Raw genomic sequence first — 16,090 nt, 5'->3', positions numbered from 1 at the left:
GCGATGACTTGTCATGGATTTTCTTGAACCCCTGAATCAGTCCCTTTTTCTGCTGGTCAACGCCGACCCGGCCACCCCGATCTGGCGCATCCACGCCGCCCTGCTCATCGCTAACAAGCTGATCCTCCTGGTGCCGTGTACGTTGGCGGCCTTGTGGCTGTGGGGCGGCCAGGAACAACGCAGCCTGACCTTGAAGATCCTGGCCAGCATCGGCGCCGGCCTGTGCATCAGCTACCTGTTCGGCGCCCTGTGGCCGCATCCCCGGCCCTTCACCATCGGCCTGGGTCACGCCTTCTTCCACCACAAGGCCACGTCCTCGTTCCCCAGCAACCACACCATCATCATCGCCACGATGGCGTTCGCGCTGATCTTCGACCGGCGCTGGGCCGGCTGGGGCTGGGTCACCCTGCTTTTGGCCGCCCTCGTCGGCACCTCGCGCGTCTACCTGGGCGTGCACTTCCCGCTGGATATCGCCGGCGGCCTGGTGCTGGCGCCCGTCGCCGCGGGCCTGGCGGTGCCGGTGTGGAACCGCGTGGGCGCGCCGCTGACCGGGCTGCTGCAAACCATCTACCGCAAAGTGCTGGCGGTGCCGATTGCGCGCGGCTGGATTCGGGCCTGACGCCTTCAGGCCGCCCGCGCCAGCGATTCAGCCGGCCGGGCCGCACGCCAACGCCCTTCGTGTTCGAGCAGCCAGCGCTTGCGATGCAAGCCGCCGCCATAGCCCGTCAGTGACGCATCCGCGCCGATCACCCGGTGGCAGGGCACCACGATGCCCACCGGATTGGCGCCGTTGGCCATCCCCACCGCCCGCACCGCCGACGCCCGGTCGATGCGGGTCGCCAATATCCCGTAACTGACCGTATCGCCCGGCGCGATGTCGCGCAGCGCCTGCCACACCTGCCGCTGAAAATCGGTGCCGCCCAGTGCCACCGCCAGGTCATCGATCGCGTCGACCTGACCGTCGAAATACGCCTGCAACCGCCCGCTCGCCTGCGACGGCTGCGCCGCATCGCGCACCTGCACCGCCCCCTTGCCGTACTGGCGCCGCAGCAGCGCGTGCATGCGCGGCTCGTAATCCTCCCAATCCACCGCCCGCAGGCGCTCTGCCTCATCGGTCAGCACCAGCATCGTGCCAATCGGGGTGGTCACCCGTTCAAGAAAAAACGCCAGCGGGACGGCGGCGGCAACAAGGGGCCTGGACATGGCGTGACTCCTGGAAAACGTTCGGCTGGCATCCAATATAGGCCCGCCTGCCCCCCGGCGCTGGCGGTTTTCGGACACGACCCTCAATGTGACAACAATGTCCGAAAACCGCTAGATCGGCATCGCCTGCAGCGCTAGCATGAACCGCATGAACCTAGACCACGACGCCTGCTACAGCGCCATCCAGGTGCGCGACGCCCGTTACGACGGCCGCTTCTTCACCGCCGTCAAGACCACCGGCATCTACTGCCGCCCCGTTTGCCCGGCACGCACCCCGCTGTCGCGCAACGTCGTCTTCTACCCCACGGCCGCCGCCGCCCAGGAAGCCGGCTTTCACCCCTGCCTGCGCTGCCGCCCCGAAACCGCCCCCGCCAGCCCCGGCCAGGACCTGCCCGACAGCGTCGCCCGCGCCCTGGCCCAGATCGAGCTCGGCGCCCTGGACGACGCCGGCATCGACGCCCTGGCCGAACGCCTGGGCGTCGGCGAACGCCAGTTGCGGCGCCAGTTCCGCCAGCACCTTGGCGCCTCGCCCATTGCCGTCGCCCAGACCCGCCGCGTCCTGCTCGCCAAACAGCTCATCCACGAAACCCGCCTGCCCATGGCCGAAATCGCCTTCGCGGCCGGCTTTGGCAGCATCCGCCGCTTCAACGAAATCTTCCTCGACCTCTTCGGCCGCGCCCCCGGCGACCTGCGCCGCTCCAGCCGACCCGACGAGTCCGCCGGCCCCCAGGGCGAAATCAAACTGCTGCTGCGCTACCGCCCGCCCTACGACTGGCCCGCCATGCTCGCCTTCCTGCGCGCCCGCGCCATTCCCGGCATCGAACACGTCACCGACACCAGCTATGCCCGCAGCATCAGCCTGGACGGCAGCCAAGGCACCGTCCACGTCCAGCCCGGCCCCGGCCACGCCCTGCAGGCCACCGTGCGCTTTCCCCGCCTGCAATCCCTGCCCACCCTCATCGCCCGCCTGCGCCGTGTCTTCGATCTCGCCAGCGACCCCACCGCGCTAGCCGCCCAACTGGCCCACGACCCCATCATGGCCACCCTCACCGCCCGCCGCCCCGGCCTGCGCGTCCCCGGCGCCTGGGACGGCTTCGAACTCGCCCTGCGCGCCGTCCTGGGCCAACAGATCACCGTCACCGCCGCCATCAAACTCGCCGGCAAACTCGTCGCCGCCTACGGCCAACCCTTGACCCACCCCGACGCCGACCTCACCCACGTCTTCCCCACCCCCGCCGCCATCGCCCCTGCCGACCTCGCCCCCCTGGGCATGCCCCGCACCCGCGCCGCCACCCTCTCCGCCGTCGCCGCCGCCACCCTGGCAGACCCACACCTCTTCGCCCCCTCCAACACCCTGGAAACCGCCATCACCCGCCTGCGCGCCATCCGCGGCATCGGCGAATGGACCGCCCAATACATCGCCCTGCGCCACCTGCGCGAACCCGATGCCTTCCCCGCCTCCGACATCGGCCTGATCCGCGCCCTGGAAAAACTGGAATCCCGCGAATACACCCCCGCCCAACTGCTGGCCCGCGCAGAATCCTGGCGCCCCTGGCGCGCCTACGCCGCCCAACACTTGTGGGCTGAATACTGAAAGGATGTGGATAGGCACGGAACACCCGCGCGTTGACGCGGCCAGAAAACCAGCCAGCCAGCTATCAAGAGAAACTTAAATGGCGCGCGCCACAGACCTACCGCCTAGCGCCGCAAACCGATACCAAGAACAGGCACCGAAAGGAAAACCACTCACCCCAAACGCGCAGCGAACATCGCTACGACGCAAGACACCGCGTATGCCAAAACCGGCTGCCCGCGCAGCCGGTTTTGGCGGGCAACGCAAACCTCGCCCCCGTCCCCCGGTCTAGCGGCCCCTCATTCCTCGAAACCCGTAGCCCCTCGGGGCGGCCTACGAAGAACAGAACGCCTATAAAAAAACTCAATCCCGAAAATTCTCAAACTGCAAAGGCAGATCCACATCCGTCTTCTTGAGCAAGGCAATAGCAGTCTGAAGATCATCGCGCTTCTTGCCGCTGATCCTCAACTTATCCCCGTTGATCTGACTCTCGACCTTCAACTTCGCGTTTTTGATCGCCGCGATCAACTTCTTCGCCACAGGCTGCTCGATCCCCTGCTTGATCGTCACCTTCTGCCGCGCCCCGCCCAGATTCTCAAGCGGATCCGCCACATCCAGGCAGCGCACATCGATCCCGCGCGCAGACAACCGCCCCCGCAGGATATCCAGCATCTGCTTCAACTGAAACGCGCTCGACGCCACCTGCGTCACCACAAACCCTTCCAGCTCGAACTTGGCATCCGTGCCCTTGAAATCGAAGCGCGTCGCGAGTTCCCGGTTCGCCTGGTCGATGGCGTTGGTGAGCTCGTGTTTGTCGACTTCGGAAACGACGTCGAAAGTAGGCATGACAAAAAGTCCCGTCAGTAAATGAAAAAAATCCGGCTAACGCCGTCTGCCCCATTTTACCGGCCCCCGCCCCCGCGTCACGTCATCAGCACCAGCAGCCGCTCCGCCTGCAACGGATGCGCCATCACCTGCGCCTCGATCCCATACGCCAGGTAGAGATTTGCCGGCGTCAGCACCTCGGCCGGCGTGCCCAGCGCCACCGCGCGGCCGCCACTCAACAGCAACAGCCGGTCGCACCAGCGCGCCGCCAGATTCATATCGTGCAGAATCACCAGTACCCCCGTATTGCCCTCGTGCGCCAGTTGCGCCGCCCGCCGCATCAGGTCCGCCTGGTGCCTGGGGTCCAGACTGGCCGTCGGCTCGTCCAGCAGCAGATAGCGCACCTCGCCCGCCGCCCGCCCCGCGCTGCATTGCACCAGCACCCGCGCGAACTGCACCCGCTGCTGCTCCCCGCCCGACAGTTCCGGATAGCGGCGTCCGTCCAGGTGCCTCGCGTCCGCCCAGTCCAGCGCCTGCTGCGCCAACGCATCCACCTCGGCCGGCGACAGTTCGGGAAACGGATACGCCCCCATCGCCACCACCTCGCGCACCCCCAGGTCGAACGTCAGCCCCGGCTTTTGCGGCAGTACCGCGCGCTTGCGTGCCTGCTCGCGAGGCGGCATCGACGCCAACGCGCGGCCGTCCAGCGTCAGGCTGCCGCCTTCTGCGGCCAATTCTGCCGACAGCGCGCTCAACAACGTCGACTTGCCCGCGCCGTTGCTGCCCAGCAGGCCCACCACCTCGCCCGGACGGATGCTCAACGACACCTGGTCCAGAATACGCGTGCCGTGACGCGCCAGCGTCAGATTGTCAGCGGCCAGCATCAACCGTGCCTCCGGCCGCGCGCCAGCAGCCACAAGAAGAACGGCCCGCCCACCAAACCGGTCACCAGCCCGATCGGCAATTCGGCCGGCACCACCACGATGCGCGCCAGCCAGTCGGCCAGCACCATCACCAGCCCCCCACCCAGCAGGCAGGCCGGCAGCAACAAGCGGTGGTTGGCGCCCAGCGTCATGCGCACCAGGTGCGGCACCACCAGGCCCACGAACACGATCGTGCCGCTGGCCGCCACCAGCGGGCCGACGATCAGCGTACACGCCAGCACCAGCCGGGCCCGCGCCTGCCTCAGCGAATAGCCCAGGTGCTGGGCCTCGCGTTCGCCCAGCAGCAGCGCGTTCATCACGCGCCACTGGCGCATCAGCCACCACGACAGCACCAGCACCCACGGCGCCAGGAAAGCCAGCAGCTTCCAGCTGGCGCCGGCCAGGCTGCCCATGTTCCAGAAGGTCAGGTCGCGCAATTGCGCATCGGTGGCCATGAAGGTGAACAGCCCGATCAGGCTGAAGGCGATGGCCGTGATGGCCACGCCGGCCAGCAGCAAGCCCGCCACGCCCGGCACGCGCCGGCCCACCGCATAGGCCGACAGCGTGGCGACCAGGCTGCCGATGAAGGCGCCGGGCGCCGTGTACCAGAAGCCGCCATGCGTCAGCACAATGGCCGCCACCGCGCCCAGCGAGGCGCCCGCCGAAATGCCGATCAGCCCCGGCTCGGCCAGCGGATTGCGGAACAGCGCCTGCAACGCCGCGCCCGAAATCGCCAGGCCCGCGCCCATCACCACCGCCAGCAGCACGCGCGGCAGGCGAATATCGATCAGCACGTTGCGCCACAAGGCCTGCTCGGGCGTGGGCGTGCCCCCCAACAGCGACGGCAGCTCGCGCAGCGGAATCGCCACCGCGCCACTGGCGCTGGCCGCCAGCACCGCCGCCACCAGCACCCCGGCCAAGGCCGCCAGCGCCAGCGGCGGACTAGCGCGCCATGGCATGCGCGGCCTCTTGTTTGAGCTGGCTCAGGGCCAGCGGCAGCCGCGGGCCCAGGCCCAGGATCAGCAGATCATCCATCACGATGATGCGCTGTTTGGCCGCGGCCTGCGTAACGGCAATGCCCGGCAGGCGCGCAAAGCCCTCGAGGCCGCCGCTGGCCTGCAGCGATTCCCGGGTGACGATGATCAGGTCGGGCGCCAGCGCGCCGATGGACTCGGGCGACAGCGGCTTGTAGCCCTGCTGCCCGTCCAGCACATTGACCAGGCCGGCCAGGTGCATGACCTCGGCCGCGGCCGTGCCGCGGCCGGCGCCTTGCGGCGCACCGTTGCGGTTGATCAACAGCAGCGCCCGCGCGCGCGTCGCAGGCAAGGCCTGGGCCTGGTCCAGGTCGCGCGACACGTCGGCCACCATCTGCTCGCCCGCCGCGGCCACGCCCAGCGCGTCCGCCACGGCGCGGATGCGCGCCTTCAATGAATCCACCGACGGCGCGTCCGGCACGCGCACCACGCGCACGCCGACCTCGCCCAGGCGCTTGAGCGCCTCGGGCGGGCCGGCCTGTTCCGACGCCAGCACCAGGTCGGGCTGCAAGGCCAGCACGCCTTCGACCGGCACCGCGCGGTAATAACCGACACGCGGCAGCCTGGTGGCGGCCTCCGGATACAGACTGGACTGGTCGTCGCCGACCAGCCTGTCGCCCTGGCCCAGGCCGTACACGATTTCCGTCACGCTGCCGCCCAGGGTCACCACCCGCGCAGGCGGCGCCGCCTGCGCGCACGCCACCAGCATCCAGCCCGCCACCACCGCCAACCATGTCTTCATTGCGTTTTCCTCAAGCGGCCAGCGGCACTCGGCACAGGCCCATCATCAATTCCCGCCAAGCCGGCAGTTCGGGCTTGCCCGGCTTGCGCTCGCCGAAGAACTGCGCGATCAGGTCGCCGGTGGACGCGTACAGTTCCAGCGAGGTCACCCAGCCGTCGGACGTGGGCTTGTTCACCACCCACGCCGATGCAATGGCGGTGGTGTCCAGGTGCAGGTTGAACGTCGGGTCCAGCACATTGAACCAGGGGCCCGTGCGGCGCAGTTGCTGCACCGGGCCGGTGTGGATCTGGATCATGCCGCGGTTGCCCACGAAGCACATGATCGGCAGGCCGCTTTGCGCGGCCGACTCCAGCATGCGCTCGACCGCGTCGGCCGGCACTGTCTGGGCCAGGTCTTCGCCGGCCGCGGCCAGCGCCGCCAGGCGCGACACCTTGAACTTGCGCAGCAGCGGAAAGAATTCGTGGGTGTCCTGCATGCCCAGCCAGGCTTCGCGCCAGGCCGCGACGTCGTCGACCTGCGGCGCATCGGTCGCGGCGGCATAGGCCGTGGTCTCGGGCCAGCGCGACTCACCCGCGAACTTGGCCACCAGCGTCTCGTACGCCGCCACGTCGGTGGCCTCGGTGCGGTACACCTTGTGCACCGCCACGCCGGCGCCGTCAAAGAACTGCAGGCTGTGGCGACCGTCCTGCTCGACGGCCCAGGCCGACTTCCAGCACGAGAAGAACACGCGCAGGTCGATGTCGGCGCCCAGCACCAGGCCCACCGGGCCATCGGCCTGGATGTCCAGGTAGGCACCGTGGCGCTCGTGCACGCACCAGTCGTTGCGGGTCAGGGCCATCACCGGGCCCAGCGCGCCCAGCTCGCGAAAGATCGCCTGGGGCTGGCCATGCAGTTCGGTGGCCTTGACCCCGGCACAGCCGGCGGCCACCCATTCGGCTTCGGACACGCCCAATTCCTGGGCCAGGTTGCGGGCGCGCAGGCCGGGCTTGGCCGCCGCCAGGGCTTCGTTGCGGGCGCGCAGCTCGGCGGCGCGGGTGTTGAAATCGGTCTGGTTCATTTCGTTGCTCATTGCGGGCTCTCCGGCCGGAATGGAAAATCGAAACTGCCGCCGCTGACGCGCAGCGGCGGCAGCGCGGGGGTCAGTATTGATACGTCAGCGAAACGCGCAGGCTGCGTCCCGGTTCCGTGTACCAGTCCACCGGCCGCGGCAGCGCCGTGGCGCCGGCGGTCGGCACGTTGATGGCTTCCCAGTACTTCTTGTCGAACAGGTTGAACACGCCGGCCTGCACTTGCAAACCCTTGACCTGCGTCGGGCGCCAGTAGCCCATCAGGTCCACCACACCGTAACCCGGCGCCTGGAAGTCGCGATTGGGCGTGGTGGCGCTGGCATCAGGATATTCCACCTTGTTGCGGCGCAGGGCGGTCGTCAGCATGGCGTCCACGCCCCAGACGTCGCGGCCATAGCCCACGCCCAGCACGGCCTTCAGCGGCGCCACCGAATTCAGGTACTGGCCCGTGCCTTCGTCCTTGCCCACGGCCCACGCCAGCGAGCCCCAGGTGCGCCAACCCGGCGAGAACTTCCAGTGCGCGCTGGCCTCGGCGCCGTAGATGCGCACCTTGGCACGGTTGACGTTGCCCGTCACGCCCAAGGGGTACTGGCCGGCCCAGCCCGCTTGCCACTGCGGCGAGCCGGCATCCAGCGGCACGTTGCTGTCGATGAAGTTCTGGTAGCGGTTGTCGAAGAACGACAGCGCGCCGCCCAGCGCATCGGTGCCCAGCTTGGCGCCCAATTCCCAGCCCTTGCTGGTTTCCGGCTTCAGGTAGGGGTTGCCGACCCGCAGGTAAGTGCCCGGCCCGCCGTAGTTGGTGTAGAGCTGCGTCGGGCTGGGCGCCTTGAAGCCGTAGGCGTATTGCGCGTACAGGCTCAGTTCGTCGGCCGCCTTCCAGGTGGTCAGCAGCTTGGGCGAGAAGCGGCCGCCGCTGTTGGTGGACGGCAAGGCGCCGGCATTGGGATTGCTGGTGTAGCTTTCGGTGGCCTGCGGCTTTTGCTCGTAGTGGTCGTAGCGCAGCGCCGGCATGACCGTGTAGCGGCCCTCCGCGAAACTGAATTCGTCCTGCACCCACACCGCCCACTGGCTGCCCTTGGACTCGGGCACGTCGGCCTGGTTGGTGTGCAGCATGTCGCAAGCGCGCGGGCCGAACGGCGCCGGCGTGCCCGGGCGCACCACCGGGCAGTTGTCGTAGCCGCTGGAGTTCTGCTGGGTCTTGTTGCCGAACCATTCGCCGCCCACCGTCCACAATTGCGCCACCGCATCGCCCGCAAAGCGCTTGGTCAGTTCGGCGTTGGCGCCGAACATGGTCTGGCGGATGGAGTTGTTGCGGCCATAGGCGCCGTTGGGGAAACCATAGCGGAAGGGGTCGCCACGAATGATGTCGGCGCGCGCGTCGCGGCTGCGTTCGCCATCCAGCGCGCTGTCCAGCTGCATGCGCTGCCAGTACACGACCGCGGTGGCGCTGTCGATCAGGCCACCGGTGCCGGGTGCCTTGTAGGAATAATCGAACGACACGCGCTCGCGCTCGGTTTCTTTCCTGGTGGTGTTTTCGCCGATCAGGTAGCTGGTGCCCGGGCCCTGCTCGAACATGCTGTCCTGGGTGGCGTTGCGCTTGAAGTATTCGCCGGTCAGGCCGAAGCGGTGGCCGCCTTCGACGCGCTGCTGCAGCTTCAGGAGGAAGCTGCGCTGGTCGTAGTTTTCGGGCGTGGGTTCGGTGCGGCGGGGGCCGTAGCCGCCGATGTCGCCGCGGTTGTCCAGCGCGTGGCCGTTGCGCAGGCCGGCCTGCAGCAGCCAGAAGGTATTGCTGTGGATCTGGCCGGCCAGGGCAGCGTTGGTGCCCCAACTGCTGTCGGCGGTGTCGTAGTCGGTCTTGGCCAGCGCCCCGAAGGTCTTGCCGTCGGTGAGCAGGTCCGACGGGTCCAGCGTATGCAGGTCGGCGATGCCCGAGATGGCGCCCGAGCCGCCCGAGCTGGCGTCGGCGCCGCGCACGATGTCCAGGCGCGACAGCGAATTGAAGTCCACCGATTCCAGGCCGCCCTTGACGCCGCGGGCGCCGTCATCCAGCCACGGCAGGCGGATGCCGTCCACGCGGGTCAGCACGCGGTCCTGGTCCAGGCCGCGGATGTTGATGCTGTTGTTCTGGCGGTTCAAGCTCACGCCCGGCTCGGCGCGCTTGCCCAGGTCGCTCCAGTTCTTGATCTGCAGGTCATCCAGGCGCTTGCGGTCGGTGCGCGTTTCCCAGGCGGGCGTGGCGGCCGCGCCTTCGCCTTCGACGGTCACGGGCGACAACTGCGTCACGCCGGCTTGCGGCACCGGCTGCAGCACGAACACACCGGGGCTGCGTTCCCGCGCGGCCAGGCCGCTGCCGGCCAGCAGGCGGGCAAAACCGTCGGCCACCGAGTATTCCCCGTTCAACCCCGCGCCGCGGCGCGGGCCCACCAGCGCGGCATCGAACAGCACGGTCACACCGGCGTTATCGGCAAAGCGCGACAGGTTCTCGGCCAGCGGGCCGGCCGGAATGCGGTAGCTGCGCGCCGCGCCTGGCGCCGCCTGGGCCTGCGCCGCGGCTGCCGGCCACAGCATCGCGGCCGGCGCGGCCAGGGCCGTGGCCAGGCGCAGCGCGAACGCCAGGCCGGTCAGGCGGTGGTGCGCGCCGGGTTGGGATAAGCCGCGCGTGCGGCCGGCAGGGAAGTAAGCCATGGTCGTCCTTTCGATCCAACGGGTATCGGCATTCGTGTGCCTCTACTGACCATGACCCTCGACCATCGCGGATCGGACAGCGCGTTCTCGTCTTTTTTGTAACTGCGGCGCAACCGCGCGTTCAGGCCTGGCCCTCGCGCGGCACGATCGTCACCCAGTACGCGCTGCGATAGCGCACCTGCACCGGCAGGGTGGACGGCAACGCCGCCAGCACCGCGTCGGTGTCCTGCAACTGGAACGCGCCCGAAATCCGCAGCCCGGCCACCGCCGGGTCGCAGCGCAGGATGCCGGCGCGGTAGCGGCCCAGTTCGGCGGCGAAGGCATCCAGGCGCCAGGCGCTGGCGTGCAGCACGCCACGGGTCCAGTCGGCCGCATGCGGATCGGCGGGCTCGGCATGCGGCGGCGCATCGCGGGCCAGCAGGGCCTGTTCGCCGGCCGCCAGCGCCACCACGGCGCCACCGCGGTGCAGGCTGACCTGCCCTTCCTGCACGCTGACGCGGCAGGCGTCGCCGTCCTGGCGCACGCAAAAGCGCGACGCCTGCGCCCGCACATCGCCCTGGCGCGTGCGCACCACGAAGGGCCGCGCGTGCGCACCGGTTTCGGCCACGGCATGCACGGCGATTTCGCCGGCGCGCAGCCGCACCAGCCGCAGGTCGGCATCGAACAGCACGTCGACCGCGCTGGCGGTGTTCAGGCGCAGCGACGAGCCATCGGCCAGCGCCAACTGGCGCTGTTCGCCGGTGGCGCTGCGATAGTCGGCCGTCCATTCGAACGGGCTGGCGCGCCAGGCGGCCCAGCCCACCGGCCCGGCCACGATCAGCGCAGCCAGCGCCTTCAGCGCGCGGCGGCGGTCGCCGGATTCGGGCCGGTTCAGCGTTGCCATGCCCAGCGCCGACGGAATCAGGCCAAAGCGCTGGTTGACCCGCTGCGCCCGCTGCCAGGCGTGTTCGTGTTCGGGCTTGCTGGCGCGCCATGCATCGCAGGCATGGATGTCGGCGTCGGTGGCGCGCTCGGAACTCAGGCGCAGCAGCCAGCGCGCGGCCTCGCGCGCCACGTTGCGTTCGACGGCGGGCAGTTCGCCGGCCAGGCCCCATTGCGCGCTCACATCACCGCCATGATGCATTGCTCGTATCCCTTGGCGATGTAGCGGTGCACCGACCGCAGCGACACATTCAGGCGGGCGGCGATCTCACCGTGGCCCAGCCCTTCCAGTTGCGCCATCAGGAACGCCTGGCGCGCCGGCCGCGGCAGGCCGGCCAGCATGTCATCGATTTCCTGCAGGGCTTCCAGGATCAGCAGGCGTTGTTCGGGCGACGGCGCCACGGCCTCCGGCAGTAGGGCCAGGGCTTCCAGATAGGCCTGCTCCAGCGAGCGGCGCCGGTGATGGTTCAACACCAGCCGCTTGGCGATGGTGGTCAGGTAGGCACGCGGTTCGCGCAGCGCCTCCAGTTCGTGGCGATGGCGCAGCACCCGCACGAACGTGTCCTGAACCAGGTCCGCGGCATCGAACGAATTGCCCAGCTTGGCCCGCAGCCAGTTGTGCAGCCAACCCTGGTGCGTGCGGTACAGCTGGTGGACGGCGTCGCCAGAGGCAAGCGCAAGGTTGGACACGGCGGACTCCCGAACATTCTTGATTACAAATAACAATCGCTCTCATTCTAAATGCAAAACCATGATGCCGGTCAAGCCGTCGTTGCGCGGGCCGTGCGGGGATATGATGGGGACAGATTCGACCGCGGCTTGCGCGGCGCCCCCTTTCCAGGCCCTTTCCCCATGCTCTACAGCGTTCTGAAACTCGTGCACTTGCTGGCCGTCATCCTGTGGGTGGGCGGCATGCTGTTCGCCCACTGTTTCCTGCGGCCGGCGGCCGTGCAGCTGGAACCGCCGCAACGGCTGCGCCTGATGGCCGCCGTGCTGGGGCCGTTCCTGAACGCCGTGCTGGCCGCGATCGTGCTGATCCTGGCGACCGGGGCCACGATGATCGGCCAGGAGGCCAGCCAGGCCACGCAGACGGGCGGCGCGTTCTTCATGCCGCGCAGCTGGACGCTGATGGCCGCCGGCGGGCTGGTGATGACGGCGATCTACGCCTATATCCGCGCCGTGCTCTACCCGCAGTTGCGCGCGGCCGTGGCGGCGTCGGACTGGCCGCGAGGCGGCCAGGCCATGGGCGGCATCCGCCGTTGGGTGGGCATCAACCTGGTGCTGGGGCTGCTGATCGTGGCGGCGGTCTTTCTGGCCTGAACCGCAGCCGCCGCGGCAGGGAAAATGCGGATGAATGTCGGACAAAGCCGCGGCTAAGCTATCGGACAAGCACGGTCGGCTATCGGATTTCTTCGGGTTGGTGCAATACGCTGTACATCCGGCGTGGCCACACTGGACCGGACTCTCGCGGGTCTTACGACATAAAAGGAAAACCGATGATCAAACGCGTCTTGCAACTGGCCGCCCTGGGCCTGTCCACCGCCACCATCTCCGCCGCCTTTGCCGCGGCCCCCATCGACAACAGCGCGCTGGAACAACCCGGCTTTCGCGAACACAAGACCACCTACGGCCTGGTGTATCGCCTGCCCAAGGAAGTCAATGCCGTGCTGGACGCCAAGGTCTACAGCGCGCTGCGCCCCGACCTGGTGGCGCTGGGCCTGAAGGCCGAAGCCGAAACGCCCAACATCCCGCACGTGACGGTGGTGCACATCCACAACGCCGACCCGGCCACGCCGCAGCGCATGCTCAAGGCCCTGCCTAAGCCGCCGGCCCCGCTGGCCATCACGCTCAAGAACTTCTACCCGACCGAAGCCGCCAAGGGCGCGGGCCACCCGTGGTGGCTGGACCTGGGCGTGGTCAAGAGCGGCGCGGGCTATGAAGCCATGATGGCCTACAACACCACCGCCACCGCCGCCCTGGCGCCGCTGCGCGACGGCCCGCTGCCGCGTGTGACCGGCCCGGTCTACGCCAAGATGGCCGACGCCGGCCGCGACCTGGTCAAGACCCTGGGCGTAAGCGGCGTGAACGTGGTCAAGGACGGCAAGGAAGTGCGCGCCCACAACCCGCACAACACGCTGGTCTACAGCATGGCGCGGTACGACGAGCGCCTGGCCAGCGCCATGAAGCAGGAAGCGGACAAATTCAACGCCGTGCTGCCCGATGGCATCGACACGACCTTCAAGGACGTGTCCATCGTTGAACTGGGCTTTGCCGGCAACGTCACGCGCGAGATCTACCGCATCAGCCTGGAAGACGGCACGGTGACCGACGTGGCCACCGGCAAGGCGGTCAGCCGCTAAGCCAGCCGCTCGCGCAGCACCTCGCGCACCTGCCCGCGCAGCCACGCCTGCAAGGGCGAGGTGTGCTGGCGCCGCGCCCACACCATCGCCAGTTCCATCTTGCGCAGCCGCGCCGGCATCTCCAGCATCGCCAGCGGAAAGTGGCGGCAGTGCACCCGCGCCACGCTGGCCGGCATGGTGGTGGCGTAATCGGTTTCCACCAGCACGTACGGCGCCACGCCAAAGCCCGACAGGTAGGCCGAAAACGCCATGCGGCCGGCCCCCGGTTTCAGCAAGCGGTCGAAGGTGGTTTCGCGGCCGTGCATCTGCTCGAAGGCAAACCACTTGATTGCGCCCAGGTCGGCCAGCGTCAAGGCACCCCGATCCGCCCAAGAGTGCCGCGCCGACAGCACGCAGACGCGGCGGTCGGTGTGCAGCGCGTCGCGGTGAAAGCGCGCCGGCACCTTGCCGAACAGGCCGATGGCGATGTGCAGGCGTTCGGCGTCCAGGTCGTCGGGCACGAAGTCGCCGTGCAGCGACTGAAAGCGCAGGGTCACGCCGGGCGCGGCGCGGTGCAGCCGTTCGATCAGCGGCGCGGCCAGCAGGATTTCGCTGTGCGCGCCAGTGCCGATATTGACCACGCCCTCGGCCCGCGCCGGGTCGAAGGCTTCCGGCGGACGCAAGGCCGTCTCAAGCTGCGCCAGCGCGTCGTGCACCGCTGCGTGCAGTTCCAGCGCCCGCTCGGTGGGAATGAAACGGCCCTTCACCACCACCAGCAACGGATCTTCCAGCCGCAGGCGCAGGCGCGCCAGGTCGCGGCTGATGGCCGGCTGCGTCTTGTGCAGCAGGGCCGAGCTGGCCGTGGCGCTGCGCGTGCGCATCAACACGTCGAAGGTCAGCAGCAGGTTCATGTCGAGCCTGCGCAGATAGGGCAAGGGAGCGGCGTCGGTCATGGCGCCATGCTATGCCGTAAATGAATGCCTTGAAAGGCCCATATCGATTTCGATATGAGGTGCTTGCGCCCCCGGCATTGGGCAAGCGGCGCGGCCTTGGCTACAGTCCGCCTCGGACCGGGCGTTTCGACCCGGCCGCCCCGCTACGGAGACACCATGGCCCCCCTCTCTTTCCGCCGCTTGCCGGCCCTGGCCCGCTGGGCCGGCAGCGCCGTGCTGGCGCTGGCCGCCGCCCTGCCGCTGGCTGCCCGCGCCGCCGACTTCCCCAGCCGCCCCATCACGCTGGTGGTGCCGTTTCCCGCCGGGGGCACGCCCGACATCCTGGCCCGCCTCATGGGCGACAGCATCGCCAGGCGCCTGGGCCAGCCCCTGATCGTGGAAAACCGCGCCGGTGCCGGCGGCAACATCGGCGCCCAGGCCGTGGCCCGCGCCGCGCCCGACGGGCAGACGCTGCTGATGTGCGCCTTCGGCTGCACCGTGGCGCCGTCGCTGTACCAGCCGCCTCCCTACGACATCGTCAAGGACTTCGCGCCCGTCGCCATGATCGGCACCGTGCCCAGCGTCCTGGTGGTCAACCCCAAGGTGCCGGCCGACACGCTGCCCGCGCTGCTGGCCTACGCCCGCGCCAACCCAGGCAAGCTGAACTCGGCCTCGTCCGGCATCGGCGGCTCGGCCCACCTGGCCACCGAACTGCTCAAGCTGCGCGCCGGCATCGACCTGGCCCACATCCCCTACAAGGGCGCCGGCCAGGTCGCGGCCGACCTGCTGGGCGGACAGGTGGACATGTACTTCGACAACCTGCCCGCGTCGCTGGCCAACATCCGCGCCGGCAAGCTGCGCGCCCTGGCGGTGGCCAGCACTGCGCGCGCCCCGGCCATTCCGGACGTGCCGACCTTTGCCGAAGCCGGCGTGCCCGACTTCCTGATCACCCCCTGGTTCGGGGTGATGGCCCCGGCGGGCACGCCGGGGCCGGTGCTGGACACGCTGCACGATGCCTTCGACCAGGCGCTGAAGTCGCCCGAGGTGGCGGCCAGGATGCGTGAACTGGGCGTGGAAACGGCATCCGGCACTCGCGCCGACCTCGCCCGCTTCGTCGCCGCCGAAACGGTGAAATGGCAGGGCGTCATCCAGGCCAATCACATCAAGGCGGAATGATGGCGCAAGTCACCCCCGCCGCATCGGCCCTTGCCCCCATCCGCCTGCGCGACATGGGCGCCTTCCACGTCGGCGGCCACGACATCCTGCTAGCCGGCCTGCCGCGGCGCGAGCTGGTCATGGCCGAGGGCGGCCAACCCGTGCAGCTGGACCCCAACGGCACCTACCGGGTCGAGCAGATGTACGCCCAGTATTTCCTGGCCGAACCGGCCAGCGGCCGCCCGCCCCTGGCCTTCTGGCACGGCGGCGGCATGACCGGCGCCGCCTGGGAGACCACGCCCGACGGCCGCCAGGGCTGGCTGCACTATTTCCTGCGGCGCGGCTGGGACGCCTACCTGTGCGACGCGGTCGAACGCGGCCGCGCCGGCGCCGCGCCGCACGTCTGGCAGCAAGCGCCCGTGGTGCAGGCGCAGGAAGACTGCTACACCCGTTTTCGCATCGGCCGCCCGGGCACCCGGCCCGGCCCCGGCAGCGCCTATCCCGACACGCAATTCCCGCTGGAATCCTTCGGCCAGCTGGCCGCGCAGATGGTGCCGCGCTGGGTCCATACGGACGCGGCCATCCTGCGTGCCTATCTGGCCTTGCTGGACCGCATCGGCCCGGCCGCGGTGGTGTGCCATTCGCAGGCCGGCGTGTTCGGCATTCGCGCGGCGCACGCCCGCCCGGCGGG

General features: G+C 69.3%; 16 protein-coding genes. 6 read left to right on the top strand and 10 right to left on the bottom strand.

From position 1 onward, the window contains the following. Nucleotides 1–13: 13 nt before the first annotated feature. Entirely contained in the window at nt 14–619 is a 606-nt protein-coding gene (locus tag AC6LJ2_RS24760) for a phosphatase PAP2 family protein (RefSeq protein ID WP_263915750.1), read from the top strand. A gap of 5 nt (nt 620–624) precedes the next feature. Here the strand turns inward: AC6LJ2_RS24760 and ogt are convergent, their stop codons facing one another. Beyond that, nucleotides 625–1,203, bottom strand: a complete 579-nt coding sequence (gene ogt, locus AC6LJ2_RS24755) for a methylated-DNA--[protein]-cysteine S-methyltransferase (RefSeq protein WP_498152391.1) — start codon at nt 1,201–1,203, stop codon at nt 625–627. 148 nt (nt 1,204–1,351) lie between these two features. Here ogt and AC6LJ2_RS24750 point away from each other — a divergent pair, with 148 nt between their 5' ends. Next, on the top strand, nt 1,352–2,797 hold the full coding sequence (locus tag AC6LJ2_RS24750) for an AlkA N-terminal domain-containing protein (protein WP_498152390.1): 1,446 nt from the start codon (nt 1,352–1,354) through the stop codon (nt 2,795–2,797). A gap of 342 nt (nt 2,798–3,139) precedes the next feature. On the opposite strand, the gene AC6LJ2_RS24745 is transcribed toward AC6LJ2_RS24750, so the two are convergent. From AC6LJ2_RS24745 to AC6LJ2_RS24710, 8 genes are all read right to left on the bottom strand, one after another. Further along, nucleotides 3,140–3,622, bottom strand: coding sequence for a YajQ family cyclic di-GMP-binding protein (locus AC6LJ2_RS24745; protein ID WP_006390968.1), 483 nt, complete (start codon nt 3,620–3,622; stop codon nt 3,140–3,142). 77 nt (nt 3,623–3,699) lie between these two features. Beyond that, nucleotides 3,700–4,488 carry a heme ABC transporter ATP-binding protein gene (locus AC6LJ2_RS24740; RefSeq protein WP_263910234.1) on the bottom strand — a complete coding sequence of 263 codons (789 nt, stop codon included), beginning with the start codon at nt 4,486–4,488 and terminating at the stop codon, nt 3,700–3,702. Continuing rightward, complete coding sequence (locus tag AC6LJ2_RS24735; protein WP_498152389.1) at nt 4,485–5,483, bottom strand: FecCD family ABC transporter permease; 999 nt, start codon at nt 5,481–5,483, stop codon at nt 4,485–4,487. Before AC6LJ2_RS24735 ends, AC6LJ2_RS24740 begins: the two co-directional genes overlap by 4 nt. Next, nucleotides 5,467–6,300, bottom strand: coding sequence for a helical backbone metal receptor (locus tag AC6LJ2_RS24730; protein WP_263910232.1), 834 nt, complete (start codon nt 6,298–6,300; stop codon nt 5,467–5,469). The genes AC6LJ2_RS24735 and AC6LJ2_RS24730 overlap by 17 nt, the downstream gene beginning before the upstream one ends. A 10-nt stretch (nt 6,301–6,310) precedes the next feature. After that, nucleotides 6,311–7,357 carry a hemin-degrading factor gene (locus AC6LJ2_RS24725; RefSeq protein ID WP_498152397.1) on the bottom strand — a complete coding sequence of 349 codons (1,047 nt, stop codon included), beginning with the start codon at nt 7,355–7,357 and terminating at the stop codon, nt 6,311–6,313. 82 nt (nt 7,358–7,439) lie between these two features. After that, nucleotides 7,440–10,052 carry a TonB-dependent receptor gene (locus AC6LJ2_RS24720; RefSeq protein ID WP_498152388.1) on the bottom strand — a complete coding sequence of 871 codons (2,613 nt, stop codon included), beginning with the start codon at nt 10,050–10,052 and terminating at the stop codon, nt 7,440–7,442. Nucleotides 10,053–10,173: 121 nt separating this feature from the next. Then, complete coding sequence (locus tag AC6LJ2_RS24715; protein ID WP_498152387.1) at nt 10,174–11,175, bottom strand: FecR domain-containing protein; 1,002 nt, start codon at nt 11,173–11,175, stop codon at nt 10,174–10,176. Further along, nucleotides 11,154–11,663 (bottom strand): sigma-70 family RNA polymerase sigma factor, encoded by a 510-nt coding sequence (locus AC6LJ2_RS24710; protein ID WP_263910229.1) that lies wholly within the window; start codon nt 11,661–11,663, stop codon nt 11,154–11,156. The genes AC6LJ2_RS24715 and AC6LJ2_RS24710 overlap by 22 nt, the downstream gene beginning before the upstream one ends. Before the next feature lie 162 nt (nt 11,664–11,825). Here AC6LJ2_RS24710 and AC6LJ2_RS24705 point away from each other — a divergent pair, with 162 nt between their 5' ends. Further along, nucleotides 11,826–12,293 carry a CopD family protein gene (locus tag AC6LJ2_RS24705; RefSeq protein WP_498152386.1) on the top strand — a complete coding sequence of 156 codons (468 nt, stop codon included), beginning with the start codon at nt 11,826–11,828 and terminating at the stop codon, nt 12,291–12,293. A gap of 176 nt (nt 12,294–12,469) precedes the next feature. Then, nucleotides 12,470–13,333: a hypothetical protein gene (locus AC6LJ2_RS24700; RefSeq protein WP_498152385.1), complete on the top strand. Its 864-nt coding sequence runs from the start codon at nt 12,470–12,472 to the stop codon at nt 13,331–13,333. Here the strand turns inward: AC6LJ2_RS24700 and AC6LJ2_RS24695 are convergent. Further along, nucleotides 13,330–14,265 (bottom strand): LysR family transcriptional regulator, encoded by a 936-nt coding sequence (locus AC6LJ2_RS24695; protein ID WP_498152384.1) that lies wholly within the window; start codon nt 14,263–14,265, stop codon nt 13,330–13,332. The two genes, AC6LJ2_RS24700 and AC6LJ2_RS24695, sit on opposite strands and share 4 nt — an antisense overlap. Nucleotides 14,266–14,421: 156 nt before the next feature. Between AC6LJ2_RS24695 and AC6LJ2_RS24690 the strand changes: the two genes are divergently transcribed. Beyond that, on the top strand, nt 14,422–15,420 hold the full coding sequence (locus AC6LJ2_RS24690; protein WP_263910224.1) for a tripartite tricarboxylate transporter substrate binding protein: 999 nt from the start codon (nt 14,422–14,424) through the stop codon (nt 15,418–15,420). Beyond that, on the top strand, nt 15,420–16,090 hold a 671-nt coding region (locus AC6LJ2_RS24685; RefSeq protein ID WP_498152383.1), incomplete at its 3' end, for an alpha/beta hydrolase family protein. The genes AC6LJ2_RS24690 and AC6LJ2_RS24685, both read left to right, overlap by 1 nt.

The sequence above is a fragment of the Achromobacter sp. 1014246743 genome, assembly GCF_059760725.1.
Note: the sequence above shows the minus strand (reverse complement) of the source record. Positions and strands in the feature narration are given on the sequence as shown.